General features: G+C 59.5%; 15 protein-coding genes, 1 tRNA gene and 2 pseudogenes. 3 read left to right on the forward strand and 15 right to left on the reverse strand.

All coding sequences use genetic code 11. The features are described from left to right. Positions 1–5 precede the first annotated feature (5 nt). The 11 genes from FPZ52_RS07305 to FPZ52_RS07355 all read right to left on the reverse strand — a co-directional run bounded on the left by FPZ52_RS07305 (position 6) and on the right by FPZ52_RS07355 (position 14,592). Positions 6–1,106 (reverse strand): UDP-N-acetylglucosamine--N-acetylmuramyl-(pentapeptide) pyrophosphoryl-undecaprenol N-acetylglucosamine transferase, encoded by a 1,101-nt coding sequence (locus FPZ52_RS07305; protein ID WP_146364831.1) that lies wholly within the window; start codon positions 1,104–1,106, stop codon positions 6–8. Then, on the reverse strand, positions 1,107–2,273 hold the full coding sequence (locus FPZ52_RS07310) for a peptidoglycan glycosyltransferase FtsW (protein WP_146364832.1): 1,167 nt from the start codon (positions 2,271–2,273) through the stop codon (positions 1,107–1,109). 107 nt (positions 2,274–2,380) lie between these two features. Further along, a complete protein-coding gene (gene murD, locus FPZ52_RS07315) occupies positions 2,381–3,784 on the reverse strand; it encodes a UDP-N-acetylmuramoyl-L-alanine--D-glutamate ligase (RefSeq protein ID WP_146364833.1) in 1,404 nt (467 codons plus the stop codon). Between the two features lie 29 nt (positions 3,785–3,813). Next, complete coding sequence (gene mraY, locus FPZ52_RS07320) at positions 3,814–4,899, reverse strand: phospho-N-acetylmuramoyl-pentapeptide-transferase (RefSeq protein ID WP_146364834.1); 1,086 nt, start codon at positions 4,897–4,899, stop codon at positions 3,814–3,816. Beyond that, positions 4,900–6,321 (reverse strand): UDP-N-acetylmuramoyl-tripeptide--D-alanyl-D-alanine ligase, encoded by a 1,422-nt coding sequence (locus tag FPZ52_RS07325; RefSeq protein ID WP_146364835.1) that lies wholly within the window; start codon positions 6,319–6,321, stop codon positions 4,900–4,902. After that, entirely contained in the window at positions 6,318–7,802 is a 1,485-nt protein-coding gene (locus FPZ52_RS07330) for a UDP-N-acetylmuramoyl-L-alanyl-D-glutamate--2,6-diaminopimelate ligase (protein ID WP_146364836.1), read from the reverse strand. The genes FPZ52_RS07325 and FPZ52_RS07330 overlap by 4 nt, the downstream gene beginning before the upstream one ends. A 12-nt stretch (positions 7,803–7,814) precedes the next feature. Beyond that, positions 7,815–9,626, reverse strand: a complete 1,812-nt coding sequence (locus FPZ52_RS07335; RefSeq protein WP_146364837.1) for a peptidoglycan D,D-transpeptidase FtsI family protein — start codon at positions 9,624–9,626, stop codon at positions 7,815–7,817. Beyond that, positions 9,619–9,960 (reverse strand): cell division protein FtsL, encoded by a 342-nt coding sequence (gene ftsL, locus FPZ52_RS07340; protein ID WP_146364838.1) that lies wholly within the window; start codon positions 9,958–9,960, stop codon positions 9,619–9,621. Before ftsL ends, FPZ52_RS07335 begins: the two co-directional genes overlap by 8 nt. A gap of 3 nt (positions 9,961–9,963) precedes the next feature. Next, positions 9,964–10,950, reverse strand: coding sequence for a 16S rRNA (cytosine(1402)-N(4))-methyltransferase RsmH (gene rsmH, locus FPZ52_RS07345; RefSeq protein ID WP_146364839.1), 987 nt, complete (start codon positions 10,948–10,950; stop codon positions 9,964–9,966). 3 nt (positions 10,951–10,953) lie between these two features. Beyond that, a complete protein-coding gene (gene mraZ / locus FPZ52_RS07350; protein ID WP_146364840.1) occupies positions 10,954–11,457 on the reverse strand; it encodes a division/cell wall cluster transcriptional repressor MraZ in 504 nt (167 codons plus the stop codon). A 774-nt stretch (positions 11,458–12,231) separates the two neighbouring features. Further along, positions 12,232–14,592 (reverse strand): ATP-dependent helicase, encoded by a 2,361-nt coding sequence (locus FPZ52_RS07355; RefSeq protein ID WP_146364841.1) that lies wholly within the window; start codon positions 14,590–14,592, stop codon positions 12,232–12,234. Positions 14,593–14,724: 132 nt separating this feature from the next. Between FPZ52_RS07355 and FPZ52_RS19140 the strand changes: the two are divergent. The 3 genes and pseudogenes from FPZ52_RS19140 to FPZ52_RS07370 form a co-directional block, all read left to right on the forward strand. After that, positions 14,725–14,928, forward strand: a pseudogene (locus FPZ52_RS19140) (hypothetical protein); the annotation flags it as partial. 372 nt (positions 14,929–15,300) lie between these two features. Beyond that, on the forward strand, positions 15,301–15,483 hold the full coding sequence (locus FPZ52_RS19555) for a transposase (protein ID WP_168201283.1): 183 nt from the start codon (positions 15,301–15,303) through the stop codon (positions 15,481–15,483). A 395-nt stretch (positions 15,484–15,878) separates the two neighbouring features. Continuing rightward, positions 15,879–15,955, forward strand: a tRNA-Pro gene (locus tag FPZ52_RS07370). Between the two features lie 138 nt (positions 15,956–16,093). On the opposite strand, the pseudogene FPZ52_RS19150 reads toward FPZ52_RS07370, so the two are convergent. The 4 genes and pseudogenes from FPZ52_RS19150 to FPZ52_RS07385 form a co-directional block, all read right to left on the reverse strand. Continuing rightward, a pseudogene (locus FPZ52_RS19150) lies at positions 16,094–16,587 on the reverse strand (MOFRL family protein). Continuing rightward, entirely contained in the window at positions 16,542–17,222 is a 681-nt protein-coding gene (locus FPZ52_RS19155; protein ID WP_240804314.1) for a glycerate-2-kinase family protein, read from the reverse strand. Before FPZ52_RS19155 ends, FPZ52_RS19150 begins: the two are co-directional and overlap by 46 nt. 150 nt (positions 17,223–17,372) lie before the next feature. Further along, positions 17,373–18,254, reverse strand: a complete 882-nt coding sequence (locus FPZ52_RS07380; protein ID WP_146364844.1) for a 2-hydroxy-3-oxopropionate reductase — start codon at positions 18,252–18,254, stop codon at positions 17,373–17,375. Positions 18,255–18,304: 50 nt separating this feature from the next. Further along, the gene (locus FPZ52_RS07385; protein WP_146364845.1) at positions 18,305–19,297 is read right to left on the reverse strand and encodes a D-2-hydroxyacid dehydrogenase; all 993 of its coding nucleotides are present in this window, start codon (positions 19,295–19,297) and stop codon (positions 18,305–18,307) included. Positions 19,298–19,455: the final 158 nt, after the last annotated feature.

Below are 19,455 nucleotides of genomic sequence, written 5' to 3' on the forward strand. Positions count from 1 at the left end.
GTGCTTCATCGGTCCTGTCCTTCTTGTGCCAGCCGCTCGACAATTCTCGCAAGTCTTTGCGCAGCATCGGGCTTGCCAAGCGCCAACGCGCCATGCGCCATCTTCACCGCTGCGTCGGGGTTTTGCAGGATCGCTGCGATATGCTCGGAAAGGCTGGCGGGATCAAGTTTACTTTCCGGAATCATGACGGTCGCGTCAGCGGCGACGAGCCCACGCGCATTAGCCGCCTGGTGATCCGATACGGCAGCTGCAAAGGGGATCAGGATCGACGGCCGCCCGATCACACAAAGGTCCGCTACCGACGATGCGCCCGCCCGCGAAATCACAAGCTGCGCGTCCGCCATACGGTTGGGTACATCGTGGAAAAACGGCTCGACAGTGGCGTGGATACCTGCCTCATCATAGGCCTGCCGAACGCGATCAAGATCCTCTGCCCTCGCCTGATGTGCCACACGCAGATTTCCCTGCAACGTATCGGGCAATTGCGCGACAGCATCCGGCACGACATCAGACAGTATGCGCGCACCCTGACTGCCACCGATCACCAGAAGGCTCATCGGATAATCACCAGGGGGAATGTAAGGTGCACCGGCCCGCTCAAGGATCGCGCCACGCACCGGATTACCGGTGTGTTCGCCATAAACCCCATCGGGCAGCTTTGTAGGCCAAACACCGCAAGCGACGGTTTCGACGCGGGTGGCAAACTTTTCGTTCACCTTGCCAAGCACACCATTTTGCTCGTGAACCAGTCGCGGAATATTCAGAAGCGTCGCCGCCCCGAGCGCAGGAATGGACGGGTAACCGCCGAAGCCCGCAACGACCGCCGGCTTTTCCTTCCGCATCCGCATTACCGCCGACGCGACCCCTGCCAGAATTTGGAACGGTACCTTGGCCTTGTCGATCACACCGCCGCGCGAGAACGTAGCCGATGGCACTTGCTGTATCTCGACCGCATCCGGGAAGCCGCTGGTGTAGCGCGCACCGCGCTCATCGGTGGACAGGCGCACTTGCCAGCCGCGCGACAACATCTCCTCGGCCAGCGCCTGCGCGGGGAACATATGCCCGCCGGTTCCACCAGCCGCGATCACAAGCAAGGGCGCATCCATCTATCGTCCACCTCCGGTCAGCACATCAGCGATGCGTCCTTGAGGTCTATTGCGCGTGAGTGCAAGCAACATCCCGACGGTAATCCCCGCCGCTATCACCGACGAACCACCATAAGACACGAAGGGCAAGGTCATCCCTTTTGTTGGCAGCAGTCGCACGGCGACTCCCATGTTCACCATCGCCTGCATGCCCAACACGCAGGCCAGCCCGGTACCCGCGTAGCGAGCGAACGGATCACGCTCTTTCAGAAGCCGGATCAGTGACCGCACGGTAATTGCAGTGAAAAGCAAGATGATGCACAGCACCAGAATTAAGCCATACTCCTCGGCGGCCACCGCGATGATGAAATCCGTGTGGGCGTCCGGAAGAAAGGATTTGACCTCTCCCTCGCCGATACCGACTCCGAAGATGCCGCCATTCTGAATGGCGTTTGCCGCATAGCCGATCTGCGTCGTCGGGTCGATTTCAGCGGACAGGTAGCCGTCAATACGTCGGGCGAAGTGTTCGGAAGCGCCATAGGCGAAGACCCCCGCACCAACGACCATACCCGCGACGATCAGCATCAGGATCATCGGTGCGCCTGCCACGAAATAGACAATTCCCCAAGCGAACAGCACCAGACAGGCCTGCCCGAAATCCGGCTGCAATGCGAGCATGCCGACGACGACAATGGTCAGCACGAAAGACATCAACTTGCCCGGTGGACCGTTGATTTCCTGACTGCCCGCCATCAACCAGCCAATCAGGATGACGAAGAACGGTTTGAAAAATTCAGACGGCTGGACGCTGCCGAAGCCCAGCGAGTACCACCGGATCGCGCCCTTGCCGAAATTCGTGCCGAAGATGGGCAACAACGCCAGCGCGACGAAGGCAACCAAGAACCCGATGACGCCAACCCGCCGCACTTGCTGCGGACTGAGCATAGAACACATAAGCATGGCGAACATCGCCATGGCACCAAACAGCATCTGCCGCTGCACGTAGTAGAAGTTCGACAGTCCGTTACGCTCGGCCAGTGGCGGCGAAGCCGCCAGCCCCAGAAGCAAGCCGATGGCAAACAGGCAGAACGCACAGAACAGCGTCCAGCGATCTATCGTGCGCCACCACTTCGGTAGCAGCGGTTCACCCCCGGATTCAGGGAGTGCGCCATGAACCATCTCCGTCATGGGAACACCTGCTCGTCTGCCTCTGCCTGCCCGTATGGTCGGGCTTGCGGACAGACTAGCCGATCAGGTCACGTGAAGCCAGAAAAACAACGAGCGTCGGCATTTCTTCACTGGCCGTCAAGTTCTTCGACGAGCCGCGTGAAATCCTCGCCGCGTTTCTCGAAATCCGCATATTGGTCAAAACTCGCTGCTGCAGGGGCCAACAGGATCGTATCACCGGGCTCAGCATCGGCGGCCGCTTTGCGGACCGCGATATCCATTGTTTCGCAGATCTCATGCGGCACATCGGAAATTTGCAATGCAAACTCACGCGCCGAATGACCGATCAGATAGGCCTTCACGACATGGTCCATTTCGCCAGTGAGCGAGGCGATACCCCCATCCTTGCCCAGCCCGCCCGCGATCCAGCGGATATTCGGGAAGGCACGCAAGGCCATCGCCGCACTATCGGCGTTGGTGGCTTTGCTGTCATTGACAAATCGCACGCCGTTGATCTGCGCGACCGTCTGACTGCGATGCGGAAGACCCGCGAAGCTGTGAAAGCCCTGCTCGATCAGGCGCGGTGCCAATCCCAGGCCTCGCAGCGCGCCATAGGCCATCAAGGCGTTCTGATGGTTATGGACGCCCGGCAGTCCCGGCAGGTTGCGCAGGTCTATGCTCGCAACCTGACGTCCCTTGCGGTACTCGCTCAGAAAGCCCTTGCGAGCAAACAGGTTCCATCCTTCGCCATCGAGCTTGCAAGAAACCGACACGCGTATGACGCGGTCATCGCCCGGCCCTTCGGCTAGCTGGTTCGCAAGGTAAGCACCTTCATTTTCATCCACACCGATGATTGCGCGATCCGGTCCGCCCTCTGCAAACAGCCGCCGCTTCGCGGCGAAGTAGCCACCCATGCCTCCGTGGCGGTCCAGGTGATCCGGGGTCAGGTTGGTGAACACGGCTATATCGGGTGTCAGCGAACGCGCCAGGTCGGTCTGGTAGGACGATAGTTCAAGCACGACGACATCGCCATCGCCTGGCGCATCAATGTCCAAAACGCCCCGCCCGATATTGCCCGCCAACTGCGAAGGTCGCCCGGCATGATCCAGACAGTGATGGATCAGCGCGGATGTCGTCGACTTGCCGTTCGAGCCAGTCACCGCAATCACTCGCGGAAGGGTCTCGAACCTGTTCCATTCATCTGTTGCCAACGACCGGAAGAACAGCCCTACATCGTTGTCCACAGGCACCTGCGCAGCCCATGCGGCCGCGATAACCGGGTTTGGCTTGGGGTAGAGATGGGGGATGCCCGGTGAAACGATCAGCACCTCGACCCCCGTAAAGCCGTCCTGCTTCGTCAGATCACGACATTCGAAACCTTCTACCTCGGCCTTGCTGCGCGCTTCGGGGCTGTCGTCCCAGAGCACAGGCTCAGCCCCACCGGCTTTAAGTGCCCGCGCCGTCGCCAGCCCCGACCGGCCCAATCCCAACACCGCGACACGGCGGCCTTCATATCCTCGAACAGGGATCATATGCAGCCTCCCATGCCCATAAAGGGACCTTAGCGGATTTTCAGTGTGGCCAGACCGATCAGCGCCAGGATCAGCGAAATGATCCAGAAGCGGATGACGATCTGAGGTTCCTGCCAACCCTTTTTCTCGAAATGATGATGGATCGGCGCCATTAGAAAGACACGTTTTCCGGTGCGTTTGAAGTACAGAACCTGAATGATCACGGACAGGGCCTCGACCACGAACAGGCCGCCGACAATGGCGAGAACGATCTCGTGCTTGGTGGCGACAGCGATCGCACCAAGTGCACCGCCAAGAGCGAGCGAACCCGTATCACCCATGAAAACGGCGGCCGGTGGTGCGTTATACCATAAAAAGCCCAAGCCCCCGCCGATCAGCCCTGCGACGAAGATCAGCAACTCACCCGTGCCGGGAACGTAGTGGACCTCAAGATATTCCGAGAAGTCGACGCGCCCGACGGTGTAGGCAATCGCGCCAAGCGCTGACGCCGCAATCATCACCGGCATGATGGCCAAGCCGTCCAGCCCGTCCGTGAGGTTCACCGCATTGGCGGCTCCAACGATCACGATCATCGAGAACGGCACGAAGAACACACCCAGATTGATCAGCAGGTTCTTGAAGACAGGCATCGCGAGCTGACCTGAAAGTTCCGCTGGGTGCACCCAAGCGGCCCATATCCCCGCCGAGGCGGCGATCAGGAATCCCAACAATAGGCGCACCTTGCCCGGCACGCCCTTCGCGTTGTTCCTGCTGACCTTGGCGTAGTCGTCGGCAAACCCGATAGCACCGAAACCCACCGTGACCAACAACACCATCCACATATAGGGATTGTCCAGCCGCGACCACAACAACGTGGACAAGATCACCGCACCAAGGATCAGCACACCGCCCATCGTCGGGGTGCCGGATTTGGTTTCCAGATGACTCGCAGGCCCGTCATCGCGGATCGGCTGACCATTGCGCTGTTTCTTGCGCAGCAGGTTGATCAGCGGGCGTCCGAAGACGAAACCGAAAATCAGCGCGGTGAAGAACGCACCGCCTGCTCGCAACGTGATATAGCGAAACAGGTTGAACAGGTCCCCCCCGTCCGAAAATGCGGTCAACCAATAGAGCATCTAGACTTGTCTCCGAAAATGCGATGCGCGCGCTTCTCCGATTTGCCGCAGCGCGTCAACCAATATTCCAATCTTCGAGCCGAGTGAGCCTTTCAGCAGCACGATATCGCCAGCACTGACCAATTCGGGCAGTTCGTCGAGCAATTGATCCGACGTTTCGACCGACCTGCCTCGCTTGCTATCTGGCAGCGCCTGCCACAGATGCGCCATACACGATCCGACGCAATGGATCACATCTATGGACGAAACCGATGGCAGTTCCGCAATGGCCGCATGTACCGCGTTTTCGTCACCGCCCAGTTCCAGCATATCGCCAAGGATCGCTACACGCCGCCCACCCTTTGGTTCCGAGGTCGCAAGCACGCGCAATGACGCGGCCAGCGACACGGGATTGGCGTTATAAGCGTCATCGATCAACTCTAACTGCCCACCATCGGACAACACAACCGTCTCGCGCGTTCCACGGCCCTTAGGCGGTGTCCATTTGGCGAGACCTATGGCAGCCACGTCCAAGGCAACGCCGCACAGCGAGGACGCCGTCAGCGCAGCCACTGCATTCAGCGCGAAGTGTTCCGCGGGTACCTGGTAGCTCGCGGCAATGGTTTGCCCCATTACATCACAATGAATTTCAGTGGTCATGTCGGTCAGTGACATGTCCAGCAGCCGCGCCTGATGGGTATCGCCCGTGCCAAAGCAGACAACACGAGCGCCCTTGTCTTGCGCGATCCCCGCTAGGATAGATGCGGTCGGAACGTCGCCGTTGAGAACAGCGGCGCCTCCACTGACCAGCCCGCTGATGATCTGCCCCTTTTCCCGTGCGATATCGTCCACCGAGCTAAACGCAGCCATATGCGCTGGCGCGACCGTCGTGACCATCGCCACGTCCGGCCGTGCAATATCCGACAGCGGTGCAATTTCTCCGGGGTTGTTCATCCCGATCTCGATCACCACGAAGTCAGCATCGGCGGGACAACGCGCTAAGGTCAGCGGCACCCCCCAATGATTGTTGAAGCTCCGCTCGGCGGCATGGACCTTGCCTGCTTCGGCAAATATGCAGCGCAGCATTTCCTTGGTCGACGTCTTCCCGACCGAGCCTGTGACCGCGATAACCTGCCCTTTCAGGCGTGTTCGCGCGGAAATTGCCAACGCCCGCAGCCCGTCCATCACGTCCTCAACGATCAGCAAAGGCGCGTCTTCGGCAACACCTTCCGGACGACGCGACACGAGCGCCGCAGCAGCGCCTTTTGCCAGCGCATCGGCAACGAAATCATGGCCATCGCGCCGGTCGGTCAGGGCGACAAACAATGCACCAGGTTCGATTTCGCGTGTATCAATCGAGATGCTGCTGACAGTCCAATCGCCCTGCGCCTCACCACCGGTCGCGGCGCGCGCCTCACTTGCGGTCCATAGCGGCGCACTCACAGCTCGTTCTCCAGTGCAGCGACGGCAATGCTGGCCTGTTCTGCGTCATCAAAGGGATAGACGACGTCGCCCACGGTCTGACCAGTCTCATGTCCCTTGCCTGCGACCAGCAGGGCATCCCCCGGCTCCAGTGTATCGACACCTCGCAGGATGGCCTCGGCGCGATCACCGACCTCATGAGCCTCGGGGCAGCCTTCGAGAACCATTTTGCGAATGGCAGCAGGGTCTTCGCTGCGCGGATTGTCATCGGTGACAAACAGCACATCCGCATGACGGGCCGCCGCTTCACCCATCAATTTACGCTTTTTGGTATCGCGATCCCCGCCCGCACCAAAGACGACGACGATGCGCCCCATAACATGCGGTCGCAACGAGGCCAAAGCGGTCTCCAGCGCATCCGGTGTGTGGGCGTAATCTACGAATACATTCGCGCCATTGGTTCGCGTAGCAACAAGCTGCATGCGCCCCGCAACCGTTTCAAGCCTGGGCAGAGCCTGAAAGACTTCCTCAGGATCAGCCCCTGCGGCAATGGCCAAGCCCGAGGCCAGCAAGACGTTGCTCGCCTGGAAACCGCCGATCAACGACAGGCGCACAAGTTGCGGACGGCCCTGCCAGTTAAAGCGCAGATCTTGACCCGTGGCATCGAAACGCTGCCGCTCGATCCGTAACTGGGCGTGCTGCTCCTGCCCGACCGTGATCGTTTCCTGCCCTCGCGCCTCGACAGCGGCTACGACATCGGCCCCTTTAGGGTCATCGATGTTGACGACGGCAATCCCGTCTTCGCCCAGAACGCGGGTGAACAGCCCTAACTTCGCTTCGAAATAGGCTTCGAAGCTCTCGTGGTAATCCAGATGATCCTGCGAGAAGTTCGTGAAGCCTGCCGCCACGAGCCTCACACCGTCGAGGCGGCGCTGCTCCAGGCCGTGCGAAGACGCCTCCATCGCGACATGATCGACGCCCGCATGGGCCATTGCCGACAAGTGGGAATACAAGGTCAACGGTGCGGGTGTGGTGTGCTGAAGGGCCGCTTCATAATCGCCCTGGATGCCAGTTGTGCCCAGATTGGCCGCGCGGACGCCGTTGATCTGCCAAATCTGCCGCAGAAACGTCGCGACCGATGTCTTGCCGTTCGTTCCGGTGACCGCAACGCAGCATTCAGGCTGTTCGCCAAACCACAGAGCCGCCGCATAGGCGAAGGCCTGATTTGGGTCTTCTGCGACAACCACGGCGATGTCTGTGCCTTTCAGAACATCGCGGGCGATTTCCAATCCGTTGCGATCCGTCAGAACGGCAGCGGCCTCCATGCGCACGGCATACTGGATGAATTCAGCGCCGTGCACCCGCGTTCCCGGCAACGCGGCAAACAGATAGCCCGGCTGGATTGTCCGGCTGTCCACCGCGAGGCCCGTGATCTCCGGATCAGACGCCTTGAGCGCGGTCAGCCCGAGTTCGGACAGGGTTTTCCTGTGCTCCACAGTCATGCAGGAGTGTCCTTATTGCGTATTCCGAGCTTCTCGTATCCCAGACTCTGCAAGCGGTGCAATCTCTGGTCGCACGCCAAGCAAGGGCGCGACGCGACGGATCAGTTCTGCCGCTACCGGAACGGCCGTCCAGCCTGCGGTTCGACGATTTTCACCGGCGATGTATTGCGATCCCTCATCCAGCGTGACAACCACAACATATTGCGGATCACTCATGGGGAAAGCCCCCGCAAAGGTAGCCACAACCTTATTCTTGTAATATCCGCCCGTAGGTTTGGGCTTGTCTGCGCTGCCGGTTTTGCCGCCAACATCATAGCCTTCGACCTTCGCAAAGGAGGCAGTGCCTTTGTTCACCACCGCACGCAGCATTTCGCGAACTTCAGACGATGTGCTTTCTGACACAACACGCGGCCCCAATTGACGCCCGGATTGCTTCAGCAGCGTTGGCGTTACCAAAGTTCCGCCGTTGATCAAAGTCGCATAGCCGGAGGCCAGATGCACTGGGCTGGTGGACAAGCCGTGACCATAGGAAATCGTCATGGACGCGAGTTCCCCCCATTTGGACGGAAGCAATGGACGCCCGGACGCGGCTTCAAACAATTCGACGGGCGTAGCCTTCAAGAAACCCATCTGCTCGAAAAACGCCTGTTGACGGGATGGTCCAATCATCTGCGCGATATGCGCAGTCCCGATGTTCGAGGACTTTACGATCACGTCGGAGGCGGTCAGCCGAGGACCGTAATCGTGGAAGTCGCGGATACGGAAACGACCCCAAGTCATCGGCCCTTGCGTATCGATCATAGTGTTCGCGTTGATAAGGCCCAGCTCCATCGCCTGAGCGACGGCAAAAATCTTGTAAACCGAGCCCAGCTCATAGACGCCCTGAACCGCGCGATTAAACAACGGGCTGTCGCCCGGATCACCCGATGTCAACGGAACCGGTCGCTCATTCGGATCGAAATCGGGCAGTGACACCATGGAAACGATTTCACCCGTATCGATATCCATGATGATGCCGCTCGCGCCCTTGGCATCAAACAGCTTCACCCCGCCCTGAAGGATCTCGCGCGTTGTCGCTTGAATGGTCAGGTCGAGAGACAGTTCCAGCGGCTCGGCCAATCGCGCGGGATCGCGAAGCCTTTCATCAAATTGCCGCTCAACACCCGCAACACCGATGACTTCGGCCGCCCGCACACCTTCGCTACCGAAGCTTGCGCCTCCAAGCACATGCGCCGCGGTTCGGCCATTCGGATAGAGCCGCATTTCTCGCGTAGCAAACAACAGGCCCGGTTCGCCGATATCATGCACCTGCTGGATTTGCTCAGGCGACAATGTTTTGCGAACCCAGACGAATTTGCGCTTACCGCTGAACTGGTCGCGAAGCTTTGCTTCGTCGATATCCGGGAAGATACGTTTTAATTCGGACAACGCATGAGGAATGTTCACCATTTCCTGCGGATGAGCGTAAAGCGCCTGCGTCACCAGATTGGTTGCCAGCAGGTGACCTTCACGATCCACGATCTCGGCCCGTGCGCTGGTGATGTGCGCACCATTGGCAAGCCGGGGCTCTGCCGGCAGGCTGGTCGCCAATTCGCCCATGCGTACGCCGACGACAACAAATCCCGCAATGAAGAAGAGGCCAAGTGCCAGCAAGCGCCCTTCGGAGCGGCGCCGCGACTTGTCGCGCATCACCTCATGCCGACGGCGCAGGTTTTCTCGTTCGATCAGGTCCGGGTTTTCACCTTTGTCGCGGGCACGCAAAATTCGCGCAAGCGGACGTAGCGGGCTGCGTGGCGCTTCCTTGCGGGGGATGCGATCAGTCATCGCTTTCCTCCCCGTTCAACCCGCCATCTTCCGGGATCAATTCCGGCGGCTTCGGATATCCGATCTGGTCCAAACGCCCGAACTGATCCGGTGTCATCGGCAGCAGGCCCAGTTTCGGGAAGTTCAGTTCTGCCAACTGACGAAGGCGCTCAGGACGATTGAGATAGGCCCATTCCGCACGCAACACGCCAAGCTCCTCGCGCAGCAGGCTGATTTCGCTGCGGACCTTGCGCACCTCGGACAATGCATGCCGCGTGCGGTAATTTTCTTGATAGGCCCAGAAAGCCAGCAGGAGGACCGCACCGCCCATCACAATCGCCAGGAACATCCGCATGCGCTATTCCTCCAGGCTCAGGCGTGGAAGACCAAGCCCCTTGCGGCCCGCGTCACTCGGTGCCGCGTCCGTTCGCACAGCAATACGCAGCGAGGCCGAACGCGCACGCGGGTTCTGGTTCACTTCCTCATCATCGGGACGAATGGCCTTGTTGCTCAGCAGATCGAATTGTGGCGGCACCGCTTCCTGCGCTGGGGCATGTCGACTGCCGCCCCCCATTTTTCCCGCCCGGGATTGCAAGAACCGCTTCACGATGCGGTCCTCGCTGGAATGAAAGGTCACCACCGCCAGCTTACCGCCTGGCTTCAACGCGCGTTCGGCTGCTTCCAGCCCGGCAATCAACTGGCGATACTCGTCGTTGACAGCGATGCGCAGCGCCTGAAAGCTGCGTGTCGCGGGATGACTGCCCCCCGGCTTCGCACGCGGCAGACAGTCCTCGATGATTGATACCAGTCGTCCCGTCGTCGTGATGGGGTCGTCCTTACGGCTTTCCACTATACCCTTGGCAATGCGCCGCGAGGCCCGTTCTTCGCCATACTGGAACAGGATGTCGGCCAAGGCGGCCTCGTCCAGCTCATTGACCAGATCAGCTGCACTCGGCCCGTTCTGGCTCATCCGCATGTCGAGCGGACCGTCACGCACAAAGGAAAACCCCCGTTCCGCAATATCAAGCTGCATCGACGAGACACCCAGATCCAGGACGACGCCGTCCAACGGGTCAGGTGCGTATCGGTCAAGTTCCGAAAACGTCCCCTGCACCAGTTCCAACCGACCCTTCCAACGATCCAGCAGCGGCGCGGCCATATCGATAGCCAGCGGATCGCGATCTACACCGATGACCTTCGCCGCGCCCGCATCGAGCAATCCGACACTATAGCCGCCCGCGCCAAAGGTGCCGTCAAGCCAGACGCCCTCAATCGGCGACAACCGCTCAATGATCGGGCGAAGAAGAACCGGGATATGGGGTTTCTTGGCAGGACTGGCACACATGGCTCAGCCCTCCTGATCCAGAAGCATCAGCGGATCTGCCCCTTCCGGCAGCCCTTCGAACAACTCATCGACATTGATGGATTGGCTAGCCTCGAACGTCTCCGGCTTCCATATCTGGAATGTATCGCCGCTGGCGATAAAGAAAGCCTCGCAGTCGTTTTCCAACCCGATTTTATCGCGTGCTTTCTTGGGCAACACCAGTCGTCCGGTCCCGTCAACGCTGGCGTCGATGGACTGCCCGTTAAAGATGCGCTCCATGTACACGCGCGCAGGAGAACCGCGCTTCATCTGGGCGATCTTGCTATCGACCTCGCTGATCGCGTCCATCGTATAACATTCGAGGAAGTTGCGGCGTTCGTCGGCATACACAATCACCAGGTTCGCGGGCTTGCCTTCCACCCAGTCAGGGTCACCGGCTTCAAGCACACGGCGAAAGGTTGCGGGGATCGAAACCCGCCCCTTGCTGTCCACCTTCTGGGTGCTCTCGCCTCTGAACCGTCTCCCCACCCGCCTGTCCTCACTTGCCACCTTGACATGGAAACGGCGGATTGCGCCGCTACCACCGCCCAATCCGCCGTTAATATTGTCGCCTCTGAGGCGCTTGCCCACCTGCGCGCGAGTTGGGGGAATGATGCGCGCGGCGGATCTTATTTAGAGATGAAAGCGATTTGCCTGTATGAACCTGCCGTTTTTATATTTTGGCGCCTTGGGGAACGCCTAATCGTTTTCACCGTGATTAAGGGATGCCATGGGAATTCATGGAAATCAAGGGAATTTATGGCTCTTAATGGGAAAAAGTGACCCTTCGGCAAGACCACACGGCCCTTCATCATACATATAGACAGCAAACGTCCACGGAACACCGAATGTAGTATTCCATGAATTCCCATAATTTTGAGCCTGGGCCGCGAACCTACAGTGAGCTGCGGCCGTAACCCTGGTTTCATACCCACGCGCAGGGAAATCATCCGACTGCGATTAATTTGCGAGCAAAACTAACCCATGCAAATGCCGCATAGCAGCATTGACGAATTGTCGCATTGTGCATCTGCAGCAAAATGCTATCTATCAGTCATCCCAAGCGCGGTACCAGCCGACACGGATCAGGCGAAAGCCGAAACGAGATTTGCAGTTCAGAAGACCCCTCCTCCTCCCTGGGTTTTCTGTTGATCGGCGGCGACACCCTCCTCCTCCCTGGTGTCGCCGCTTTTTTCTTTCCCTGACACAAAAAAGACCGGCGGCGCGCGCACCTCCGGCCAATTCCGTTCCGATCAGTCCAACCTAAAAGGGGATGTCGTCAGCCTGTTCGGCCAAAGTCACGAACCTTGCTACGACATGCTTGGCCCCCGCCTTTTCGAAAGCGATGTTAAGTTTGTCGCCCTCAATACCCACGACCGAGCCATAGCCGAATTTCTGATGGAAGACGCGTTCCCCCACCGTGAAGGTCGAGTCCGCGGTCATGTCGATTACCCGCGATGTGCGTTGCGTCACGCGTTGCGCTTGCGCCGACCGTGTCTGAAGCCGCCGCCACCCCGGAGAATTGTAGACGTCGCGAGACGCGGCGTCTTCTTCCAGCGTCGACACGTTCGACATTCCTGCAGCACCATATCCGCCGCCATACAGGCCCGGCGGAGTCAACACATCGACATGTTCCTCCGGCAACTCGTCGATAAAGCGTGAGGGCAATGACGACTGCCATTGGCCGAACACGCGCCGGTTCGCCGCAAAGGAAATCGTGCAGACTTCTTCTGCCCGCGTGATGCCGACATAGGCAAGCCGGCGTTCTTCTTCCAATCCCTTCAGGCCGCTTTCATCCATGGACCGTTGCGACGGGAACAGACCGTCTTCCCAGCCGGGCAGAAAGACCACGGGAAATTCGAGCCCCTTGGCAGCGTGTAGCGTCATCACCGACACTTTCGGCTCGTCGCTGTCCTGTTCGTTATCCATGATCAGCGCGACATGTTCGAGGAAGCCTTGCAGGTTCTCGAATTGCTCCAGCGCCTTCACCAGTTCTTTCAGGTTCTCCAATCTCCCGGGCGCATCGGGTGATTTGTCGTTCTGCCACATGGTGGTGTAGCCGCTTTCGTCCAGCATCAGTTCGGCCAGTTCGATATGGCTCTGCGCGGGATCGAGTGCCATTGCATGCCACTGGTCCATCTGCCGCACGAATTTCGCAAGTTCCGTCTTGCCCTTGCCCGAAATATCGTCCGCCGCGATCAGAAGCCGCGCCCCTTCCAGCAGCGGCACGCCATTCGCCCGCGCCGCCCGCTGGATCTTCTGCTGCGCCTTGTCGCCCAAGCCCCGCTTGGGCGTATTCACGATCCGCTCGAAGGCCAGATCATCAGTCGGGCTGGTCGCCAGCCGGAAATAGGCCATGGCATCGCGGATCTCCATCCGCTCGTAAAAGCGCGGGCCGCCTATCACACGGTAAGGCAGGCCGATGGTCAGGAAACGGTCTTCGAAGGCCCGCATCTGGTGGCTGGCCCTGACGAGGATCGCCATGTCATCTGCGCTATAGGTGCGACCGCCACGGGTACCACGCTGCATCGCCTCGATTTCTTCGCCGACCCAGCGCGCTTCTTCTTCGCCATCCCAGTGGCCGATGAGACGCAGTTTCTCGCCCTCATCCCGATCGGTCCAAAGTGTCTTTCCCAAACGTCCTTCATTGCCCCGGATCACACCGGACGCGGCCCCAAGAATATGCGCGGTCGACCGGTAATTCTGCTCCAATCGGACAACATGCGCACCGGGGAAATCGCGTTCAAAGCGTAGGATGTTGCCGACCTCGGCCCCGCGCCAGCCATAGATCGACTGATCATCATCACCGACGCAGCAGATATTCTTGTGCCCAGCCGCCAGTAGCCGCAGCCATAGATACTGCGCGACGTTCGTGTCTTGGTATTCGTCTACCAGAATGTAGCGGAACCAGCGTTGATATTGCCGCAACACGTCTTCATGCTTCTGGAACACAGTGACCATGTGCAGCAACAGATCACCGAAATCGACGGCATTGAGATCCTTCAGCCGACGCTGATACGCTGCATACAGATCCACGCCCATACTGTTGAACGCGCTGCTTTCCGCTACGGGCACATTTTCCGGTGTCCATGCGCGGTTCTTCCAATTGTCGATCAACCCCGCGAGTTGACGGGCGGGCCAACGCTTTTCGTCAATATTCGCAGCATTAATGACCTGCTTGAGCAACCTGATCTGGTCATCGGTATCGAGGATCGTGAAGTTCGACTTCAGCCCTACAAGTTCCGCGTGACGTCGCAACAGTTTCACGTTGATCGCATGGAACGTGCCGAGCCATGGCATCCCTTCCACCGATTGGCCGAGCAACCTGGCTACACGTTCCTTCATTTCCCGGGCAGCCTTGTTGGTGAAGGTGACCGCCAGGATCTCGTTCGGGCGCGCCAGCCCGGTATTGAGCAGATGTGCGATCCTCGCTGTCAGCGCCCGCGTCTTGCCCGTCCCGGCACCGGCGAGCATCAGCACGGGTCCGTCCGTCATCTCCACGGCTTCGCGCTGCGCGGGGTTCAGCCCGTCCAGATAGGGTTGCGGTCGCGCCGCCATCGCGCGTTGCGACAGCGAGTATCCAAGCGGGGCTTCGTTGAAGGCGGGATCATCTTGGCTGCTCATGCCCACAATCTAGCCGCTCTCGCGGGAAAGGAAAAGTGTTGTTCATATAATGTTCTGAATCAAGTTTGTGTCTGTTCCTTAGACTGAGGAACCATTGATTTCAGGGTCGCTACGTGATTCACGCCTCTGAAAATGGCGCGGTGGCATGTCTGGTCTATTTTGATTTGGCGACGCAGAGATGGGCGACTTAAACCTGACACTCCCGAGTTTCATCGCACACCACGGGTTGATGATCGGCACGTTCCAAGCATGATGATCTTTATCAATCGCGATGACTTGTACCGACGCGACGCTCCCAAAGAATACGGCCCGCACAATACACTGTACAAACGTTGGAGCGATAGAGATCATGTTGGCCGTCTCATTGACCACCCATTTTGCGGTCCGTTCACGAGTACCGCGACCTGAATATGATGAGATGAGTAAAAACGTTGAGCCCCATTTCGTGGGCTTGCCCGTGAAATGTCGATCCAGAAAGAAAGAAGAACCCGCGAAGGCCCTTGTGTCGAACGTCACCGATTTTGTCCTTCTGACCTCAGATAAGCCATTGAAAACTCTTCGACAGAGTTTGGGAGTAAAGCAAAAATGTCCTTTATCGTAACGGAATTTGTTCCGTGCGGACTCTGACGGACCTCAAATAGCCAGAGGCGGGACAGCGGTATCGACTACGACAGGCGGCGCCTTGTCCCAGTTGCCAGCACCATGTTGATGGCCGAAAAGCCAGAGCTCGGCCAAATCTTGGGGGACAAGGCCGCTGCGCTCACTGACCTCGCGCCCATTGCACATGACGGTGGAACGATGCACTGCAAGCGCGTCATTGCAGGCGGACGGCGCTTGTTGAGGCATGCGATGTTCCAGGCCGCTCTCGCCGCCATCACAACCCGGTCCTGAAAGCCTTCACTACGCGTCTGCCTGCCGCCGGAAAACCACACAAGGTTGTCATCACGGCTGTCGCCCGCAAGCTCGTCACTATCGTGAATGCCCAGTGCAAAGCTTGCCAGAAATGGACCGCTCGACCAGCCAGACAAACACAGTGGCCAGGCTTTGCCCAAGAAAGAAGTGCACGCTCCTATGAGCTTTTGGCAGTCGCTGGTTCGTCAGCTTTGATTAAACAGGTGTAAACCCTGCTCGCATAAACAACCTTCCCGACCAAGATCAACACCAGCCCTCGAAACGACGGGGTATCGTCGTTCTGGAACTTCTGCAGGCGAGAATGTGGGCAGCAGGCGGCCCGATTTTCCGCTTGTCAAAATAAACAAGGCGCGATAGTTCGAGCCCGACACGGTCGGAGTGTAGCTCAGCCTGGTAGAGCACTGTCTTCGGGAGGCAGGGGTCGGAGGTTCGAATCCTCTCACTCCGACCAAATCAAACCTATCGATAGTCAGGGCATTTGCCCTTTCACGTCACGATGTGCCCTTTGGGTGCCGTTTCGCCTTGGCTCGGTTTGCCCGCCGCTAGAGGGCAAACACCTTATCTGCACCCACAGCGCGGGTGCGCCGCTTCAAAAAAAGCGAAAGTCGTTGACGTTAGTAAGTGTTGGGCCCGTTCGGATGAGATCTCCAATCGCGTCGAACAGGCTGTAGCTGTCGTGTTCCGCTAAATGATGGCCGGGAACGCATGCCGCCTGGCTTGCGCGCTCCAGCGTCGTCGGGTTGATCAGTGCGCCTGCAGCATCCTCGGTCCCGTCAATTCCTCTGTGTCCACCGACACGGCATGAACTTTAGGCAGGCCCCGCAAGCCGATGGCCAGAGACAGAAGAAATTCCGTGTTACGCCCACCCCGACCGAGTTTGCGATCTCCGATTGTAACGGTTGTCTCACCACCTGATAGCAACACCGCTGGGCGCTGCACTGGGGTGCCGTGGTCAGCAACGGCACGCGCGATGCCTGCCATGACGGTCCCCATTTCACGTGCCTCGCCCTCAAGCGTGTCCCCGAGAATGACAGGCGTTATCCCGTACCGCTTCGCCACCTGCGCTGCAGCATCCAACGACATCTGCGGCGTGTCCAGAAGTCGGTAGTCGACAGACGGAGCAGGGTCGTCCCATTTCTGCCGCTGGGCGAGCGCAGACAGTACCGGGTCGGGCAGGCCCGGCCCAAGCCGTTCAATGGCGCGCGCGAGATCGATATCGTCATCAGGCAAGGCACTGTCGACCCGGAAGCGATGGCCATCGAATCGTCTCCGGGAACATCGGAAGTCGCGAGCGTTACTAACCTCGCGGGCGCTGCGACACGGGCAAGGCCGCCCCCCTTCACAAGGGAAAGCCACCTGCGCAGATGGTCCATCTCGGCGACCGGAAGACCCGAAGCGAGCAACCTTCGCGTCACGTCGATTTTGTCGTCGAACGTAAGCGTCGGTACCGGCGCGGTCAGCAGCGCAGAGCCACCACCGGAGATCAGCGCCAGAACAAGATCGCCCTCGTCCGCCGTTCCCACGGTTTTCAGGATATCGGCCGTAGCCTCCTGACCGGCCTTGTCGGGGACAGGATGCGCCGCCTCGCGCACCTGGATGCGTTCGGTCGGCACCGAATGGCCGTAGCGGGTAACAACGATGTCCGACAGAGCGACATCGGGCCAGGCGTGCTCAACGGCCCTTGCCATCGTCGCCGCGGATTTCCCTGCTCCGACCACGATACAACGTCCTTCGGGCTTGTCCGGCAGGTGGCGTGCAAGCTCAGCCTAGGGATCGGCAGCCGATACAGCGGCATCGACCAGCTGCCGCAACAACTCGCGCACGCTCGTTTCGGCTGTCTTGGTCATCGCGATTGCCCTGCTCGGTTCTCAGCTTCCGATCTCGTGTCCGGCAAGAGCCTCGATCGCCCTAACCAGAGCCGAGTGATCCAATTCGCCGTGGCCCAAACCCGCGCAACCGCTGAACAGCTCCTGCGCCTGGGCCGTTGCGGGCAGCGCCATCTTGAGGCTGCGCGCCGACACCAGCGCGTTGTTAAGGTCCTTCTGGTGCAGCGAGATGCGGAACCCCGGCTCGAATGTCCGGTCGATCATCCGTTTGCCGTGCAGTTCCAGTATCCGCGAAGAGGCAAGACCGCCCATGATGGCGTCGCGCACCTTTGCCGGGTCGGCCCCTGCCTTGGATGCGAAAACAAGCCCTTCGGAGACCGCGCCGATGGTCAGGGCAACCATGATCTGGTTGGCGATCTTTGCCGTTTGTCCAGCGCCGACATCCCCGACAAGGGTGATGTTCTTGCCCATGACCTCGAAGATCGGCAGCACTCTGTCGAAATCCGCCTGCGCCCCGCCGACCATGATGGACAGCGACGCTGCCTTGGCGCCCGCTTCCCCGCCCGAAACCGGCGCATCTATATAGGCGCAGCCCATCTCTACGATGCGGCTTGCAAACTCGCGCGTGGCGACGGGCGAGATAGAGCTCATGTCGACAACGGTCTTGCCCGCACTCAGTCCGGCGGCGACGCCATCCTTGCCGAACAGAACGGCTTCGACGTCCGGCGTATCCGGGACCATCAGGATGATGACATCCGCGCTTTGCGCGACGGCCTTGGCCGAATCTGCCGCGCGCCCGCCCGCCTCGACGAGATGCCGCGACTTGTCCTTGACGCGGTACAGACCGACCTCGTGGCCGGCAGCGATCAGATGGCCCGCCATGGGTTGGCCCATGACGCCCAGACCGATGAAACCGATTTTCATGGTGGTATCCCTCTTGCTTGAACTCGCGCGATCTAAAGGTTCTGGCCCGGTCAGGCCACCGACCACAGATCCTCCTGGTTGATCCGGTTGAGCATGGCCTGCCCGGTTCGATACCGCTCGATATTCTCGATAATCATCTGCAGCGACCGTTCGGACCTGTCCGGCAGCTTTGCCGAGAAATGCGGCGTGATGAGCAGGTTCGGCGTGTCCCAAAGCGGATGCTCGGGCGGCAGCGGTTCGGGCGTCATCACGTCGATACCCGCGCCCGCGATCTGGCCTTCGGTCAGTGCCGAGATCAGCGCGTCCTGGTCAACGACACCACCGCGCGCTAGGTTCACCAGGATGGCGGACTCCTTCATGTGCGCGAACTGGTCCGCGCCGATCATGTGGCTCGTGGCATCCGACAGGTTGATGACCAGCGTAACGATGTCCGACTGTTCGAGGATCTCGTCGATCCCCTCACCCAGGTCGCTGCAATACATACGATCGACGCCTTCGGGCGCAGGTTCATCGCGGCGGCGATAGCCAAGCACCGTCATGCCGAACGCCTTTGCCCGCACCGCCAGTGCCTTACCGGTATGGCCCATGCCGATTATGCCCATCGTGCGGCCCATGAGCGCAAACAGGTTCGCCATTTCGGGGACACGCCGCCATTCATGCCGCTTCTGCGCCTCATAGAATTCTGGGTAGCCGGCGCAGAGCATCAGCGAGAACATCATTACATGTTCCGCCAGCGCTGGCCCCGACCGCCCCGCCGACCCGGTCACAACAAGGCCCTTTTCGAACACTTCGGGACGCGCGGACTTTGTCAGGCCCGCATGGTCACAATGCACCCATTTGAGCCGCGGTGCTTCTATAAAACGCTGATCGAGGTCACTGTGCAGGATGGCGATCTCAGCTTTAGCCAACGCAGAGGCAACGGCGGCATCATCGCCCGTATCAACACGCATGATCCGTCCGGGCGGCAGCGCAGCCTCAAGCCGGGCCCACTGGCCGGCATCGAAGGGGAGGTTGCTGGATAGGAAAGTTGCAGTGTCCGTCATATGCCGCGCTTTCGTCCGTCAGGCGCCCCCTGTAATTCACACATTATCTATACTATTTTATGTATGATATTCAAACAGAAAATGACACCACACCCGAGAAAGCCGGTTCAAGCTGAGACATGTACACAAAGAACGCCCGAGGACCTGTCGAAGATCAC

The sequence above is a fragment of the Qingshengfaniella alkalisoli genome, from assembly GCF_007855645.1.
Classification (GTDB): Bacteria; Pseudomonadota; Alphaproteobacteria; order Rhodobacterales; family Rhodobacteraceae; genus Qingshengfaniella; species Qingshengfaniella alkalisoli.